The sequence below is a fragment of the Paenibacillus sp. FSL K6-0276 genome (assembly GCF_037977235.1).
Taxonomy (GTDB): Bacteria; Bacillota; Bacilli; order Paenibacillales; family Paenibacillaceae; genus Paenibacillus_AQ.
Map to the genome: position 1 here is coordinate 3,701,207 of NZ_CP150276.1, position 16,568 is coordinate 3,717,774.

Below are 16,568 nucleotides of genomic sequence, written 5' to 3' on the forward strand. Positions count from 1 at the left end.
GTATAGTTTGACAACTATACCATGTGCTTTTGTTGTAGAATAGGCAAGTTGTATTTGATTAAATAGATCCTTTTGTACTATATTCAATTACAACCAACATGTATTGAGGTGCCACATGAATACGTTTCTACGCATTAAAATTTATCGTAGTAAATTTTGGACCTATGTGATATTCATTCTGTTAATCGGACTGACGTTAGGGGCACTAACCAGTGCCATCGTCATCAATCAGTCCGTTGGTAATGCCCGCATCGAGGCTGCAAATGCCTTTTCTCGCACAGAGAACAACTTACAGAATGACGCAGATCGTATTGAAGCTTATATGCAGCGTATTTATTCAAATCAAGATTTGATGAACGATGCTAGCTATTTTCTGAGTCCAACCATTGATGAGTATCTTACTAAACGATTAAAGAACAGTACATTCAATCAACGACCGCTTATCTCTTTTCCTGAAGATGTGAAAACTTATCTGTACAATTGGGCGCAAGGAGATATTACACAAATTAGTGTTCATACAGTGAAGCAAGGCAATGTTATAGACTTTAATAGTAATGGCATTCCCCACTTCCAGTTTGGTCTATCCAATGATGATCTTATGTTTGCAGAGAACATTCAACGGGGATTTGTATATCGCAAAAAATTGCTTCAGCTTGCGGAGGGTTCCGCCGAAATTCGCTTTCAAATTAGCAGTGAGCAAATTTTCAGCATCGTTAATAATTATCAGCTTGGTCATGCAGCAGCTATTAATGCATCAGGAGAAGTGTATCTGATCGGCAACGACAATCCAATGTCTGAGCAGATTATTCAGCAGGCCATTGCCAATAAAAATACGCATGGTGTAATACTAAAAAACTGGATGTCTCCCATTTTCTATGTCACTTTTCCATCCAACAAATTTAATTATACGTTTGTTAGCACCATCAAATTAAGGGTATTGGTACAGCAGCATGCGTCTACGCTCATTTTATTATTTCTAGTTATTCTAACCGCCATGATCTGTGTTCTATTACTTGTTGTCTATAACCTGCGAGATGACGCACGATTCCTGCACCGTATTATTCAGTCAATAAAACGCGTGAAGACAGCGAACTTCACTCCAAACAAACCTGCACGCTATCGTCGAAATGAATATGGTATGATTGCACGTGAAGTGGATGACATGATTCACAAGTTAGATAAACATATTCGTAATGAATATTTACTGAAATTGAAACAGCAAGAAGCTGAAATGAAAGCGCTACAGCATCAAATTAATCCTCATTTTCTATATAACACCTTGGAGGTCATTCGCTCTACCGCATTAGTCAATCAAGATGCGCATACAGCTGACGCGATTGCTACCTTAGGTGCCCTTTATCGCGAAATGGTAAAAAAAGAGAACATTATCTCCATTGGAAGCGAGTTAGAGCTACTGCAAAAATATTTAAAAATTATGGAGTTCAAGTATCCTGACCACTTTTATTACCAGATTGATATGGAAGATTCGTTACTCAATGTACCCACCATTAAATTTTGGATGCAGCCTTTGGCGGAGAACTTCTTCATTCATGGCTTTGACAAAAAGAAAGAATTTAATTTATTTGTCGTCAAGGGTAGCGAAGATGAGCATTACTACAGATTGGAATTTATAGATAACGGGGTGTGGATTGAGGAAGATCGCTTAGCCGATATACGACGAATACTGTCCAGTAAACATGAAATGTCGACCAAGAGTATTGGCTTATATAATGTTTATGCGAGATTGAACTTTTACTATGATAAGGGTTTTTCAATACACATTGAGAACAATGATGAAGCAGGCGTAAGGATTTCTGTACAGATTTCTAAAGAGGTGACTAGAGATGTACAAACTGTTAATAGTTGATGACGAGCCACAAATTTTAGAAGGCATGAAACGAATTCTAGATTGGAAGCACTATGGATTTGATTATGTTGAAACCTGTGATTCGACGGATGCTGCCGTATCTAGAGCCGTACAATTAATTCCTGATATCGCTATTTTTGATGTATGTATTGGTAAAAATCTTGGTTATGATGCCATTCGACAGCTCAATGAAGTTCAACTTCCTACGAAATATATAATTATGAGCGGGTATAGTGATTTTAAATACGCTCAACAAGCAATCCGCTGTGGCGTCAAAGATTATTTATTAAAGCCATTAGAGAAAGAAAAGCTCCAGCAGGTTATCGAGAAAATAATTGTTGACGATCTTCATGGTAGCATTGGGGATCCACAGAGTAGCACTGCTCACTTGGATCCAGTCATGGGTGTTCCTTACGATTCGTTATCGAAGCTAGTAAATCGCATTTTGCTCATGGTTAGAGAAGATTTCAATCAGAATATTACCTTAAAATCTGTCGCCGATCGTTTTCAAATGAATAGCACCTATCTTGGGCAATTGTTCATTAAAGAAACGAATATGAAGCTTTCCGAATATTTAATGCTTTATCGCATGCAACGTGCTAAAGAGCTTATCCAGACCACGAATGAGAAAATCCATTGGATCGCATGTTCAGTCGGATATAATAACATGAATTATTTCTACACACATTTCCATAGCTATTACGGAAAATCTCCTTCCGATCTGCGCTAAAAAAGTTAGACAACGATTTGCTACCAAGAACGAGTCAAGGAGATGCATGTCATGTATAAACGTTGGTTTATTTTTGGCCTTTTTCTATTACTCATCATTCAATTAATCGGTTGCACCAAACATACAAAGGCTCCAATATCTAATAATGAAATGCCCGTTAACCTTATTTATTATACGATCGGCGAGCCGGACAAAGATCTACGTAAGGTGAATGACAAAATAAATGAGGTCCTTTTGCGTAAAATCGGCATTACGATCACCTATAACAAAATTGGCTGGCAAGAATACGCTAGCCGATTAAATACAATTATTTCATCAGATACCCCCTTTGATATTGCCTTTGCGCCGGACTACTCTACGTATGCAAAACAGGGAAAGTGGTTGAAGCTGAATGACTATTTAATGAACCAAGGCAAGGACATGTATGATGCAATTGATCCAATCTTTTGGAAAGGTGTCCGATTAGCTGATGGCAGCATTTACGGCATACCGACGAATAAAGAATTAGCCGTAGTTGAGCATTGGATGTATCCCGCTGACCTTGTAAAGAAATATCATATTGATATTACGAAATACAACACGCTAGAATCGCTAGAGCCACTGTTACGTATGATTCAAATGAATGAGCCCGATTACTTGCCCATGGAATTTAACCGGGATGCTCATAATTTCTTTAAGATGTATGGATATGAATATATAACGAACTATAAAATTCCATTAATGATTCAATCGACACAATCAAATGCTTCGATCGTCAATATTTTCGAAACGGATGTAGCCAAACAAATTTTAAAGACCGTTCGACGATACTATCAACTTGGCTTCATTAATAAAGATGCGGCCTTGCGTGAACCAAGTTCACTTCAGCGCGGGTTAAAGGTTTTCTGGAAATCCGCAAGCGGAGGCCCGCTATCCGACAGTGTTTGGAGTAAGGATCTGGGGTATCAAGTGGTCGCTCATCCGGTAACGCCAGAAGTGGCAACGACAGAATCCGTTCTTGGCGGTATGATGACTGTAAATGCAAATACGAAGCATCCCGAGGAAAGTATTAAATTTCTAAATTTATTAAATACCGATCCCGAGTTACGTAATTTATTCAACTATGGGATCGAAGGAGTCCATTACAATTTAAATAAAGAGGGCCAGGTTATCCTCGTTTCACCAAATTATACCGGGATACAGTATACACAAGGCAATTGGTTTATCTTAAAAACACTTGGCGGAAAATATCCTGATCCGCCGGATAAATGGGAACAATACAGAGCGTACAATGCTAAAGTGGTAGAATCTAAAGTACTCGGCTTTAATCCAGACCTTTCCTCGCTATCTGAGCAAGTCGATGAGATCGAAATCGTCTGGAATAAATATTATCCGATTCTCATGACCGGCAGCGTCGATGTAGATACCTTTCTGCCCAAATTCAATCAAGAGTTGCACGAAGCAGGTATTGACGACGTACGCAAAGCCATTCAAGCGCAGTTAAATACTTGGCAGAAGCATCAATCCAAGTAAGTTTTATCCTTTCATAGATTCATGCAAAAACCCCATGAAATGCTTCATGGGGTTTTTACACATCCATATTCATCAAATACTTTACGGATACAGGACCATTCCACCATCAGCAAATATCGTAACTCCCGTCACATAGCTTGCTTCTTGAGACAGCAACCAAGCTACAGGAGCAGCAATTTGTTCTGGTCTTCCAATTTGCCGTGAAGGAATTTTGTTCAATATTTGCTCAGTAATCTGCGGATCACTGAGTAATTTACCGTTCATAGGCGTATCAATTGCTCCAGGAGCAACGGCATTAATCCGAATTCCTCGATCGGCATATTCACGTGCTAATGATTCCGTTAATAGCTTTAATCCACCTTTGGACGAAGCATAATGTACATATTGGGGCTTAGGAATCTGTTGATGCACGCTGGATACATTCACAATACTTCCCTGCATATCTTTCTTCAGGAGATATTTGATCGTTTCTTGGCATCCTAGGAATGTTCCGCGCAGATTCACATCCATGATCCGATTCCACTCATCTACTGGTAATTGCTCCGATGGATATTGGGACTGTACCCCTGCATTATTAACAATTCCATGTAATGTTCCGAAATGACCTACCGCCACATCAACTAATTTTTTGGCAGTATCGACTTGTCCTACATCCCCTTGGCACGCAATACCTTGTCCGCCTGAAGCTTCAATAAGCGCAATCGCTTCCTCGGCTAAAACTTTACTTTGATCACTAGCAAAATTGATAACGACTTTGCATTTTTCTTTGCCCAAGCGAAGCGCAATCCCTCTACCAATACCTTGCGCTGCACCTGTGACAACAAACACCTTTCCCTGTAAATCGTCAAACATAGGAACATCTCCTTACACTACGTCGTATGACTTCCATTCATCAAGCTACTCCATGATAATGTCAATGCAAAGGTCTTTGTCTGCTGCGCCTTGATCTCAATGGCTTCACCACGTTGGATCGATTCCTGCAACCCCGCTTCATGTGAAGCCGAATTCGGTTCTACGCCCATGACATAACAGGCCCCATAGAATGGATAGTTTTGAAGACCGTTAAATTCTTGCCACAACCACAGGTTTGGCATCATCTCTACATCCCATTCTACACGTACACGTAAATCTATTTTATCATTTATTATCGTATAGCATCCCATCGTCAACTCTTTTAGAATCGCAAAATCTGTGGCTTTACCTGAAGGAACTTGACCAAGATCACAAGCAAGATCTTCGATCGGCCATGAAAACACACCTTTCTTCAAACGAGATAATTCCGAATCCCGCTCATACGATTCGACCGATCTCGCAGGTACTTCAAGCCGTGTTCCAGGTCCAATGAATGGCGCACCGAACGCGATATGCTGTCCCCATTCGGCATACAAATCTTGCTGCCCCTGATTCATAACGGATTCCTTCAACCCAATACATTGTTCTACTTCGTCTATCGTTACAATTCGTTCCATCGCATAGGGTGATTTATAGAGTCGTGTGGAAAATATGATCTGAACCTTTGTATCCGTTACTTCTCCAAGCTTATATGCCCAGGGTATCTGACAAGCCTCTCCGTGGAAGTTATGCATAACTCCATAGTTATAGCTCTCTTCTCCTGCATTGGGGAATAAAATTTGCCAGCCCCCAGGGTAGCCTTGTAACCAGCGCTCCTTAGACGTATGACAGAAATCAATGCGATTCCCTAGCTTGGAGATTCCCCAAGGGCTTTCCCATAATATATTGGTTTGATCAATACATATTTTATAAATATCTCCACCTTTCTCTGGCAGAAACTCTACGATCAATCCATTACCCACGACTTGTAAGACGTCCATCTGACCAGGGCTTGAAATGGTTCGAATGTCCATCTTACAGGATTCCGAACTTCTCGAACACCTCGGATACTTTCATCCCCTGCAAAATATGCTCACGAACCATATTCTCCCCGTTCACCTTCTCGAATGCTTTTGCAATCACTTCATCCTCGACTTCCTTCGGTACGACAACAATACCATCTATATCTCCGAAAATAAGATCACCTGGCTGAATCTGTACGTCACCAATTTTGATCGGCACATCAAAATCAATCACCTCATTGCGGGCATAAGAATCGGTTGGACGCGTCCCCTTTACAAATACAGGGAACCCTAATTGTTTGATTTTCTTTACATCACGGCACAAACCATCAATAACAGCACCTCTCCCGCCAGCGACCATCGTCGCAGTCGACATTAACTCACCGAAGAAAGCAGATCGCTCGGAACCCCCGACATCACCAACAAAAACTTCACCAGGTTGTATACCATCTAGCACTTCAATTTGCTTCTTATAGGCTTGAGCCGGTTTACGAGAGACGTCTGCTACTTGAACCGTTTTGGCGTAACCGCATACAACCATATCCGGGTCTAGGGGACGAATATGCTGTGGTAGTGCCTGGTTTCGTAGCTCTAGGCTATCCAAAATATCAGATATGACGGCAGAATATAGCTTTTCTTGCAATTGATCTAAATAGGCTTGATTTTTCATATGATTCATCCCTTTTCTATAATATTCATGCTCTTATTCTTGTTCAACTTGACGCATAATGGCACGCATATAACCTAACGCATACGCCATCCCTGCATGCCAAGGCGCATCGCAAGTCATTAATGGCGTATGATCGGGTATGAGTACACCTTTAAACTGATGCTTCTTCAATAAACGTAATGCTTTCAACATATCGATATCACCTTCATCGACAAAAACCTCTGTGTAATGAGGCACCTTCCCCTTTACATTACGAAAATGAACATATGAAATTTTATCCTGTGAAGCATATTGGTCAATCGCTTCATACACATTTCCGCTCACCATTTCTTGAATAGAGCCCATACAGAACTCAATCGAATTACTTTGGCTAGGAACAAGGTCTATCATTTTCTGATATTTATCAGGTTCATTCACTAATCGAGCATGTTGGCGGATTTGAGGCATCGGCGGATCATCTGGGTGTAATGCTAATTTGACCCCAGCTTCTTCCGCAACAGGCAGAACACGTTCTAGAAAATAGGCCAACCGATCCCAGATTTCTTGCTCCGAGGTTGGTGGGAGATATCCTTTATCTAATAAACTCGCATCATACGTCATATTCCACACCTGACCCAGAGGGATTGGATTATCTAACTCATTACTCTCGGGATGAAACGTGGATGTTAGCGCTCCTCCTCGTGCAGATGGCTTTTGAATATGTCCCCACACACCAGCAATACTGAAGTTATATCCGATTACAGGGACCCCTGCCCGGCCTACATTCCGTATGATCTGCTTAATATGTTCAATTTGTTCGTCGCGTTTTGGGCCAGCAAGTAACACATCATACCAATCCGATGGATTAAAATTTTCAATCGCTGCGAACTCAAGTCCTTCTTGATTAAGCTCTTCTTTTAATTTCACAAGATTCTCATATTCCCAGATCGGGTCATTTAAGCGTGCTACACCATAATTTCGTTGCCCATCCGTTGAAGGAAGTCCCTCATCATCAATATCTCCATAATAATTTACGAGATGGACAACAACCGCCTCACAGCCTGCCTGTTTCGCAAATCGATAATAATCTGTATGTAACATATGACGATATAAACCAATACCTAATCGCATGTCTTTACTCCTTTACATATTGTTCGTTAGATTGCCTAAACTAAAATCTGAAATATCAGCTTAAACATGCATAAACGACTACGTCGCTTTTTTTAAGGGCGAATAGCGTTTGTGCGGGGAAAATAAATCAGTTTAGATAGCGCCACCATTCTCTTTTATTAGAAACATCATATATTGCTTACTCTTCTCTAAGTGCGATACGAGTAAATGAGTCGCTTGTTCCAGACGATCATGCTTTATTTCCTCAATAATCTGTTCATGCTCTAGTAAACCTTCATTAGATCGATGTAAGTTCTGGAAATGAAATATACGTGAAATATACAGAAAGCTATTCAAGAGCTCATATTGATTTAGAATTAACTGATTATGGCTCATCGTCACAATTGCTTTATGAAACAGAACATCTGCCTCTAGAAATTGTTGATACAAAAATTGGGAACTATTCAAATGGGTTCTGGCACGCTCCACAAACTCTGTCAATTGCGTAACAAGCTGCTCACGATCTTCCTTCGATAGGTGTTCCATGCACCATTTCTCAATCATGATGCGAGCATCCATCACTTCAGCGATTCGCCCACTCGTTAATTGACTTACATAGGTACCTGACCGTGATACGACTTCAATAAGTCCATCATTCGCCAAACGATGAATCGCAAGCTTCACAGGAGTTTTACTAACCCCCATCTTCTCGCTTAAATCATTGAGATCCAGTCGTGCACCACCTTTATATTCCCGCGTAAGGATTTGATTCTTCAAAATTTGGTACACTTGCTCATTTAAATCTAGTCGTTCAATCTTTACATTCATAGGACAACTCCATTTGATTCAGGTTCAAACTGAAATATCAGATTTTAGATTCGAGTTCATTATAAGCTGCAGCTTACAGAAATTCAATACTTAATTACAGACTTTCGAATGTGTGCGCCATGCCTTCGGCGTTACGCCAATTAATTTCTTGAAGACCGTCGCGAAATGTTGGCTCGTCTTAAACCCAAGCTCCATGGCAATGTCTGTTATACTCAGCTTCGATTCCTCTAACATATGACAAGCACAGTCCATTCGAATCCGATCCATAAACGCTGTTGGTGATTGTCCGTTCGTTTCACGAAATACACGATAAAAGTGCGACTCACTTAAACCAATCTCCGAGGCAAGCTGTCCAATCGTACAGCGTTCAGATGGATTCTGTTCCAGTCTTGTCTTAAGCTCCAGCGTATACGCGTGCATATCATGCGATAGAGCATTGAGCGGTGTGTGATGCAAAATGCGTTGTAAAATTTCCAGAACTCCATGACGGATCTGAAATTCCACAAGCTCTGTATCCTGCTGGTTAATTAACTGCTTGACCCTTTTGAAATAATCTACGATTTCCTTGCTAACCAACTGAATACGAGGACAGCGTTGTATCCATTGTGCAAATACTTGACGTTCAGCATCATCCAGTCCGAACCAATTCGCATGCTGAAGCGGATCACGAACGATGATCCACCAGATCGTACATGGCCCAATATAATCAAAGCTAGCACGGTGACGTTCACCAGGTCGTGTATGAATGGTATGCTGTGCGCTCGTTGGGTGAAATTGTCCATTAACTTCCCACACTGCGGTTCCTTGCTCTATAAATACAAACTCATAAGCATCTTCGTGCACGTGATTTGTCAAAGGCATGGCTCTACTAAAATGGTCGTATCCCAGAAGGATCAGATCTTTAACATGGGCTGCAGGACCATCTTCCCAATCGATAAAATATACCCAGCGTTCACTCTTTATAGCGTCTGTCATCGTGTACACGCTGCCTCTCTTGTGATCATATTAGCTCATTCCGAATCGTATATTTGTTCATTTATGTTTCTGATCCTATTAGATACAAATTGAAAAGTCAAATGATATAAATTGTTTTAAACTGAAGTCGTAAACCTGAATAAGGAGTGATAAGCGTGCCACACAATGCACCACAGATCCATGTCGTATTCAAGACACATTTAGATATCGGTTATACCGATCTCGCGAAACATGTTACTGATCGATATATGAAACTATTTTTCCCGAGTGCGATCACAACAGCACAGTACTTTGATGAACATCCTGATCAAGGTTCTTTTATTTGGACAACGGGTTCTTGGTTAATTCATCACTTACTCAAACATGGAACAACCGAGGAGAAACAGCAAGTAGAGGAAGCTATTGCTAAAGGCTATTTAAGATGGCATGGTCTCCCTTTCACGACCTATACCGAATTATACGATGCCGAGCTACTAGATTACGGTATTCAAATGGCTACACGTCTTGACCAACGCTTTGGTATCCACACCATTGCAGCCAAAATGACGGATGTACCTGGTCATACACGTGCGCTGATTACACATATGGCCAAGGCGGGGATGAAGTATCTTCATTTAGGTGTAAACCCCTCAAGCCATGTTCCTCATGTACCTGAGATGTTTTTGTGGAGAAATCCAGATGGTTCTGAAATCGTCGTTCAATATAGTAAAGATTATGGAACGACCTTCAAAACAGAAGGCTTGAATGATGTTTTATACTTTGCTCATACACATGATAATCATGGTCCTTCCACCGTTGAACAAATTAAAGCGGAATTTGCTCAACTACGTGAGGCCTATCCACATGCGAATATCAGAGCGTCCACGTTGGATCAGTATGCGGAGAAGGTATGGGCCATTCGTGATACGTTACCGATCGTCGAAGAAGAAATTGGGGACAGCTGGATCCATGGATCTTCGACAGACCCCTACAAATTAGCTTGTTATCGTGAATTACTTCGCTTAAAGAGCAAGTGGCTACTAGAAGGTTCTCTTGCTGCAACCGACGAGGAATATTACAACTTCTGCTATGAATTAATTATGATTCCTGAGCATACATGGGGTGTAGATATTAAGCGTTATCTAGCAGATTACATCCATTATGATAAGGAAGATTTCCATCAAGCACGAGCGCGAGACAAGGTTGATGTGAACTTAAACCCACTTGAATATCGTTTTTACGAAAAAAATTCACGCGCTGAAATGATCGAGATGTTCGGCGTGGAAGCCGTGGAGAAGCTTAGTGCCCGCTCATTTAGTCTCATGGAGCAGTCTTGGCAAGAGCAACGAGATTATTTAGAAAGTGCCGTATCTGCACTAAGCGCAGAACGTCAGATCGAAGCACGAGCTGCTCTAGCCGCATTACGACCGGTTCGTCCACAGATTGCTGATGCGGATGTGACAATCCTGCACACAGATCAATCCTATACTTTAGGAGACTTTGAGGTCGTGTTTGAGGATAACGGTTCTATTATCAGTTTACTAGACCAACGTAATCGAGAGTGGGCTGGGCCGAACAACCCGATCGGATTATTCTCTTATGAGACTTTCTCCCAAGCGGATTATGATCGTTGGTACCGTGAATATCACGTGCGCTGGAAACATACGCATGTATGGGCAACCGGAGATTTCGGGAAACCAGGTATGGATCTGACGAAAGAATGGATAACGCATACCGTGACGAAGCCCAAACTGTTATCCTTGCAAGCGGTATGTGGGGAAGAACAGGATGTTGTCCTCGCTACATTAAAGATGCCTAGAGCAGCTAGTGAAGGAATGGGCGCTCCACGAGAATTGACCATCGAATATATATTTAAGAAGCACACTACTACCGTAGAATGTAAGCTTCAATGGTTCCATAAGGATGCATATCGCCTCCCAGAAGCAGCATGGATGAGCTTTAATCCGATCGTCAATAATCCAAATCAATGGAAGCTTGATAAAATCGGACAACTCACTTCCCCACTAGACGTTGTTAAAGGGGGAAATCGTAATATGCATGCGGTAGATCAGGGCATGTATTATGCGGCAGCGGACGGTCAAGTGGATATCACGACATTAGATGCCGCGCTCGTATCTCCTGGAGAACCACGGCTTGTGCAATTTGATCATACGTTTGCTTCACTTACTGGAGGGATGCATGTCAATTTACACAATAATGTCTGGGGGACAAATTTCCAGGCTTGGTACGAAGAGGATGCGTTATTCCGCTTCAAGCTGAAATTCCAATCTCATCTTTAATCATTAAATACCTGAGAGGAGCTTTATAATGACCACCCACAAACCATGGAAAATTTACGTCATTCAACATTCTCATACGGATGTTGGCTACACAGAACGTCAAGAGAAAATCCGCCAGTATCATGTCAATTACATTCGCCAAGCGTTACAAATTGTACGTGATATCGAAAGCGGTGATCGCTTAGATTGGAAGGGCTATAAATGGGTATGCGAAACGTTCTGGCCAGTTGAATCCTTCCTTTTAAAAGCGACGCCAACAGAACAAGAAGAATTCGCGCAAGCGGTCCAAAAAGGCTATATCGGTCTATCTGGAACTTATCTCAATTTCGGTGAGCAATTAAATCAAGAGATGCTCTCCGTCATGATTCAACGGATTACCAACTATGGTCAATCGATTCAATTCCCGGTACGTTCTGCTATGACTGCGGACATCACTGGCTTTGGCTGGGGATATAGTCAAGTCTTGGCCGATGCAGGGATTGAGAATTTAATTACCTGTATTCATACACATCACTCCATGTTTCCACTATGGAAGAAGCAAATTCCATTCTGGTGGGAAACCCCAAAAGGTGATCGGATTCTAACGTGGAGTGGCGAGCATTATATGTTCGGAAATGACCTCGGCTTAATTCCGGGTATCGGAGGTTCCTATACGATTCGCGATGATCATGATGTGCGAAAAGGCGTGTCCTTGGAAGTCGCTGAAGCGCGATTTGATCGATATTTAGAGCAATTAGTTGAAGATGGCTATACCTTCCCGTTAGTACCTGTCATGGTATCTGGGCTCCCTACAGATAATGGCTCACCGAATGCCGCATTAATGGATTTCGTAAACCAATGGAATGCGTTGCATGGGGATCGGATCTTGATTCAACCAGCGACACTGGATGATTTCTTTACAGATTTAAGAGCCTATGCGAACGAGCATCCGGAAGAAATCGTGACCTACCGAGGAGATTGGCCCGATTGGTGGACAGATGGCTCAGCGACTACCCCGATGCATGTTCAGATCTTCCGCGAGGCGCAACGCGTGTACACGAAGGTGAAGCAGTTAGATCCTGCCCATGAAATTGTTTCCCAAGAGCGGCTCGAAGCGATTGAATATGAGTTGGCTTTATTCGCCGAACATACATGGGGGTACCATTCCTCTGTGACAGAACCTTGGAACCCGTTCGTACAAGAGCTTGGCTGTCGAAAAGAAGCTTACGCCGCCAATGCGAGTGCACTTGCCCATACCGCATTATACGATATCCTTGAGGCACAAGGAGATGCACTATTAGGACCAGATCGCCCTATGAAATTTGAGTTGCATAACCCAAATAACTTTGTCCAAACCGATTATGCCCAATTAATTATGGAGGGCTGGTACATTACAGAGCTGAAAAATGGTTTTGAAGTACTCGATGAAGTGACTGGAACTGTCTATGAAGCGCAAATGGTGACGGCACACCGCGGGGTCATCATTACCATTCCAGTAACCTTGCAGCCGAATCAAAAGGTCCAATTGACGATCAAGGCAATCGAAGCGCATCCACCCGTAACAGCGTATCGCACCGATTATGTTGGATCCGATCGCATGCTGGATATTATTCCACCTGTTCCACCGAAGCTACATGTGACACCGAAATTTATCGAGTCACCTTTCGTTCGGATCGAATGGGAACTTGGGGCAGGGATTACGAAGTGGTTCGACAAAAGCAGTCAACAAGATTTACTACGGTCTGATCGGAAACACAATGCATTCTCCCCTGTCTACAACGTAACACAAGCACCTAATGAATTTGGCATGTATGATGTACGTCGTAAGATGGGACGAAATCGTAGAGGCGCTGATGCGATAACCTCTGTCGGAGCATTAGTTGATGTCAATATCGTTGGAAATGGTGCCCTTTATGGAAAAGTTCAATTGACCTATCGCGTGAATGGTTGCAGTCACTATTCCTTACTCGTCACCGTATACGCTGATCGCGCACGTGCTGATGTAGCCGTACGAATGCATAAGGAAAGTGTATGGGATCCAGAAAATGTGTACATTTCACTTCCGTTTGGGAGTGCTCCCGCTACTGGGCAAGATGCGCTTTGGATAGAAAAGACAGGCGCAGCCTTACGTCCACGAATTGATCAATTGCCTGGGTCCTTGGCAGATTTCTATTGTGTCGATGAAGGTGTAGCTTATGTCCGTGACACACGTGGTGTTGCCATTGCGATGCCAGATACACCGCTCATCCAGCTCGGTTCCTTAGACTATGAAGATCGACTATTGAGCGGACACCCTGGACTAGCGAATGATCCAGCCCATCTCTATTCATGGCCCATGAATAATTATTGGGAAACGAACTTTAAGGCGACACTAGGTGGATTCTATGAATTCCGTTACTATATCGCTTGGGGTGATGAGCTTAATACGCCAGAAGTCGCATTAGAGGCTTGTAAGAGTATGAACGCGGGTATCCTTGCATGGAGAACAAGTAAGTAAGCGAATAATCATTTTATCAGTTAGACGAATCACAAAGTCTTCCTCGAGAAGTACGGATTGAATAAGATTTGGAAGCATTTTAGACTTTCACATGAGGTCGCCTCTTTCTGTTACAGAGTCATTTGATGGTACAAATGATTCCACAAAAAAAGGCGTCCTTTTTGCTATGCTGTGATGTAATTTATTGGTTAATCAGCAGGGATGTTTTTATATAAATGTTCATTCTCTAGTAACCTCTGTAGAAAATAATAAATCTATTAACTCTCTTGCGTATACCCAACGTTAACTCTTAGTCCACCTGAGAAGTCAGGATAGAGAGAATCAGCCCATTCATAGACTTCTCGGGTAGAGACCAATATTTTATTTGCTTCCTTGTAATGCTCATTAATCCATTCAATATCCATTCGGAAACCTCCTCTTTTTGGAGTTCGTGAAAGGGTTAAGGATCCTGCCCGGAGCTTGTCTTAACCATTCCTATTTATTGACTTTTTGTTGTTCTAATCTTTGCTCTTCTTCTTTAATTTGACTTATATCAATTCGTTCAAACAACAATTGCAAATCAGTTACCTGTTGATAAGGGGGAACCGAGCGGGGCTTCCAATTCGGTAGTTCAAGCGATAGGAATCCCCTGATCTTCTCACAAGAAAACGGTAGAAACGGATGCAGCAAATTCGCCAAATTAGCGATAATCTGCACGCAAGTAAATATTGTATTATCACAGGCATCCCGATCCTCTTTTACCTGAATCCAAGGTTTTTGCCGATCAAAATACTGATTTGCCTTACGTACATAAGAGAAAATATACTCCAGCGCATCCTTCAAATCTCCGACCTCAATGAGGCGTCCTGACTCCAGATACAAGAGGTCAATGTTATCGCTCCACACCTTATCTAACTTTCCACTTGGCACTATCCCTTCATAAAACTTCTCTACAAAAGCCAATGAGCGATTCACAAAGTTACCAAATGCTCCAAGCAGCTCACCATTATGACTATAAATAAACTCTCTCCAGGAAAAATCCGTATCCCGCTTCTCAGGACCGTTGGCAATTAAGAAATAACGTATAGAGTCAGGATGATACCGCTCTAGAATATCAGGTACCCAGACTGCCCAATTACGGCTAGTTGAGAACTTCTGCCCTTCAAGGGTTAAATATTCACTGGATATAATCCGATCCGGTAAATGCAGATCTCTGGCTCCTAATAAGACGGCTGGCCATATCAAGGTATGAAAAGGAATATTGTCTTTACCATGGACATAATAAGCGGTAATGTCCTCTTGTTCCTCTGACCAAAAATCCTCCCAGCTCCCCCCCGATTGTGTGGCCCACTGCTTGCTGGCTGATAAATAACCACTTACTGCCTCAATCCAGACATAAATCTTTTTATCTTCAAATCCAGCTACAGGAATATCTACGCCCCAAGATAAGTCTCTGGTTACTGCCCGATCCTGAAGCTCCTCCTTCAAATATCGTTTGGTCAGTTTTATTGCATTTTCCCTCCAGTGTACTGCTTCGTCTACATACTCCGTTAATTCAGATTGAAATTTAGATAAGCTAAGATAATAATGTTCTGTCGGCCGTTCTGTAGGCGTATTCCCACATAATTTACAGGCTCTGTCTAATAAATCGGCAGGATCTAGAATCGTAGAACAATAATCGCATTGATCTCCCCGCGCCCGCTTGCCACATACCGGACAAGTCCCTTCCACATATCTGTCTGGCAAAAATCGCTGATCCACCTCACAGTAACATTGCGCTATAGTTTTTTTATATAAATGTCCATTCTTTAGTAACTCTATAAACAACTCTTGCACGACCTTATGATGCTGCTGTTGATCCGTTCGAGTATATAGATCATAACTAAATCCCAGCTGTTCAAAACATTTCAGAAATTCTTCGTGATACCGGCTGGCATAAGCTCCAGGTGTGATTCCTTCTTTTGTAGCCTGAACCGCTACAGGTGTGCCATGACAATCGCTGCCTGACACATATAAAACTTTATCCCCCTTGCTCCGAAAATAGCGTGCCAGCACATCACCAGGCAACACACTTGATAATCTTCCAAGATGTAAAGATCCATTCGCATACGGCCAAGCACCACCTATAAACACATTACTCATTAACCTTCTCCTCCTTTTTTAGACAACAAAAAAACTCCCATCCACAAAGGACGAGAGTTCTACTCACGTGTTACCACCTAATTTTATAAATGCCTCATGACATTTACCTCTTCAGGTACGACGTTAATAAACGTTTATACCCTAGCACTGTAACGGATGCAGGTTCCG

General features: G+C 42.1%; 13 protein-coding genes and 1 other annotated feature (1 of these 14 cut by a window edge). Of the genes, 5 read left to right on the plus strand and 8 right to left on the minus strand.

The features are described from left to right. Positions 1–115: 115 nt before the first annotated feature. From MHH52_RS17425 to MHH52_RS17435, 3 genes are read left to right on the plus strand one after another with little or no spacing between them, the layout of a single operon-like run. Positions 116–1,867, plus strand: a complete 1,752-nt coding sequence (locus MHH52_RS17425) for a histidine kinase (protein WP_340003797.1) — start codon at positions 116–118, stop codon at positions 1,865–1,867. Beyond that, positions 1,845–2,597 (plus strand): response regulator, encoded by a 753-nt coding sequence (locus tag MHH52_RS17430; RefSeq protein WP_340003798.1) that lies wholly within the window; start codon positions 1,845–1,847, stop codon positions 2,595–2,597. The genes MHH52_RS17425 and MHH52_RS17430 overlap by 23 nt, the downstream gene beginning before the upstream one ends. Positions 2,598–2,648: 51 nt before the next feature. Further along, entirely contained in the window at positions 2,649–4,109 is a 1,461-nt protein-coding gene (locus MHH52_RS17435; RefSeq protein ID WP_340003799.1) for an ABC transporter substrate-binding protein, read from the plus strand. A gap of 81 nt (positions 4,110–4,190) precedes the next feature. On the opposite strand, the gene MHH52_RS17440 is transcribed toward MHH52_RS17435, so the two are convergent. The 6 genes from MHH52_RS17440 to MHH52_RS17465 all read right to left on the minus strand — a co-directional run bounded on the left by MHH52_RS17440 (position 4,191) and on the right by MHH52_RS17465 (position 9,524). After that, positions 4,191–4,961, minus strand: coding sequence for a glucose 1-dehydrogenase (locus MHH52_RS17440; protein ID WP_340003800.1), 771 nt, complete (start codon positions 4,959–4,961; stop codon positions 4,191–4,193). 17 nt (positions 4,962–4,978) lie between these two features. Then, positions 4,979–5,974: a DUF4432 family protein gene (locus tag MHH52_RS17445; protein ID WP_340003801.1), complete on the minus strand. Its 996-nt coding sequence runs from the start codon at positions 5,972–5,974 to the stop codon at positions 4,979–4,981. Position 5,975: 1 nt separating this feature from the next. Further along, entirely contained in the window at positions 5,976–6,632 is a 657-nt protein-coding gene (locus tag MHH52_RS17450; RefSeq protein ID WP_313639873.1) for an RraA family protein, read from the minus strand. Between the two features lie 33 nt (positions 6,633–6,665). Continuing rightward, on the minus strand, positions 6,666–7,742 hold the full coding sequence (locus MHH52_RS17455) for a mannonate dehydratase (RefSeq protein ID WP_340003802.1): 1,077 nt from the start codon (positions 7,740–7,742) through the stop codon (positions 6,666–6,668). Between the two features lie 132 nt (positions 7,743–7,874). After that, a complete protein-coding gene (locus MHH52_RS17460) occupies positions 7,875–8,549 on the minus strand; it encodes a GntR family transcriptional regulator (RefSeq protein ID WP_340003803.1) in 675 nt (224 codons plus the stop codon). Positions 8,550–8,639: 90 nt separating this feature from the next. Next, positions 8,640–9,524, minus strand: a complete 885-nt coding sequence (locus tag MHH52_RS17465; protein ID WP_340003804.1) for an AraC family transcriptional regulator — start codon at positions 9,522–9,524, stop codon at positions 8,640–8,642. A 155-nt stretch (positions 9,525–9,679) separates the two neighbouring features. Here MHH52_RS17465 and MHH52_RS17470 point away from each other — a divergent pair, with 155 nt between their 5' ends. Both MHH52_RS17470 and MHH52_RS17475 read left to right on the plus strand, forming a co-directional pair. Further along, on the plus strand, positions 9,680–11,803 hold the full coding sequence (locus tag MHH52_RS17470) for a DUF5054 domain-containing protein (protein ID WP_340003805.1): 2,124 nt from the start codon (positions 9,680–9,682) through the stop codon (positions 11,801–11,803). 28 nt (positions 11,804–11,831) lie between these two features. Beyond that, complete coding sequence (locus MHH52_RS17475) at positions 11,832–14,279, plus strand: glycoside hydrolase (RefSeq protein WP_340003806.1); 2,448 nt, start codon at positions 11,832–11,834, stop codon at positions 14,277–14,279. Between the two features lie 257 nt (positions 14,280–14,536). Here MHH52_RS17475 and MHH52_RS17480 read toward each other — a convergent pair whose 3' ends face one another. Further along, complete coding sequence (locus MHH52_RS17480) at positions 14,537–14,683, minus strand: hypothetical protein (protein ID WP_340003807.1); 147 nt, start codon at positions 14,681–14,683, stop codon at positions 14,537–14,539. Between the two features lie 70 nt (positions 14,684–14,753). Next, positions 14,754–16,400 carry a methionine--tRNA ligase gene (gene metG, locus MHH52_RS17485; RefSeq protein ID WP_340003808.1) on the minus strand — a complete coding sequence of 549 codons (1,647 nt, stop codon included), beginning with the start codon at positions 16,398–16,400 and terminating at the stop codon, positions 14,754–14,756. 43 nt (positions 16,401–16,443) lie between these two features. Beyond that, positions 16,444–16,568: a binding site (T-box leader), on the minus strand (it continues 137 nt past the right edge of the window).

Bases quoted from the DNA above. Each gene is read 5' to 3' on its own strand.
- MHH52_RS17445 (WP_340003801.1), bottom strand. From the start codon at position 5,974: ATGGACATTCGAACCATTTCAAGCCCTGGTCAGATGGACGTCTTACAA.
- MHH52_RS17430 (WP_340003798.1), top strand. From the start codon at position 1,845: ATGTACAAACTGTTAATAGTTGATGACGAGCCACAAATTTTAGAAGGC.
- MHH52_RS17435 (WP_340003799.1), top strand. From the start codon at position 2,649: ATGTATAAACGTTGGTTTATTTTTGGCCTTTTTCTATTACTCATCATT.
- MHH52_RS17440 (WP_340003800.1), bottom strand. From the start codon at position 4,961: ATGTTTGACGATTTACAGGGAAAGGTGTTTGTTGTCACAGGTGCAGCG.
- MHH52_RS17480 (WP_340003807.1), bottom strand. From the start codon at position 14,683: ATGGATATTGAATGGATTAATGAGCATTACAAGGAAGCAAATAAAATA.
- MHH52_RS17465 (WP_340003804.1), bottom strand. From the start codon at position 9,524: ATGACAGACGCTATAAAGAGTGAACGCTGGGTATATTTTATCGATTGG.
- MHH52_RS17475 (WP_340003806.1), top strand. From the start codon at position 11,832: ATGACCACCCACAAACCATGGAAAATTTACGTCATTCAACATTCTCAT.
- metG (WP_340003808.1), bottom strand. From the start codon at position 16,400: ATGAGTAATGTGTTTATAGGTGGTGCTTGGCCGTATGCGAATGGATCT.
- MHH52_RS17425 (WP_340003797.1), top strand. From the start codon at position 116: ATGAATACGTTTCTACGCATTAAAATTTATCGTAGTAAATTTTGGACC.
- MHH52_RS17460 (WP_340003803.1), bottom strand. From the start codon at position 8,549: ATGAATGTAAAGATTGAACGACTAGATTTAAATGAGCAAGTGTACCAA.
- MHH52_RS17455 (WP_340003802.1), bottom strand. From the start codon at position 7,742: ATGCGATTAGGTATTGGTTTATATCGTCATATGTTACATACAGATTAT.
- MHH52_RS17450 (WP_313639873.1), bottom strand. From the start codon at position 6,632: ATGAAAAATCAAGCCTATTTAGATCAATTGCAAGAAAAGCTATATTCT.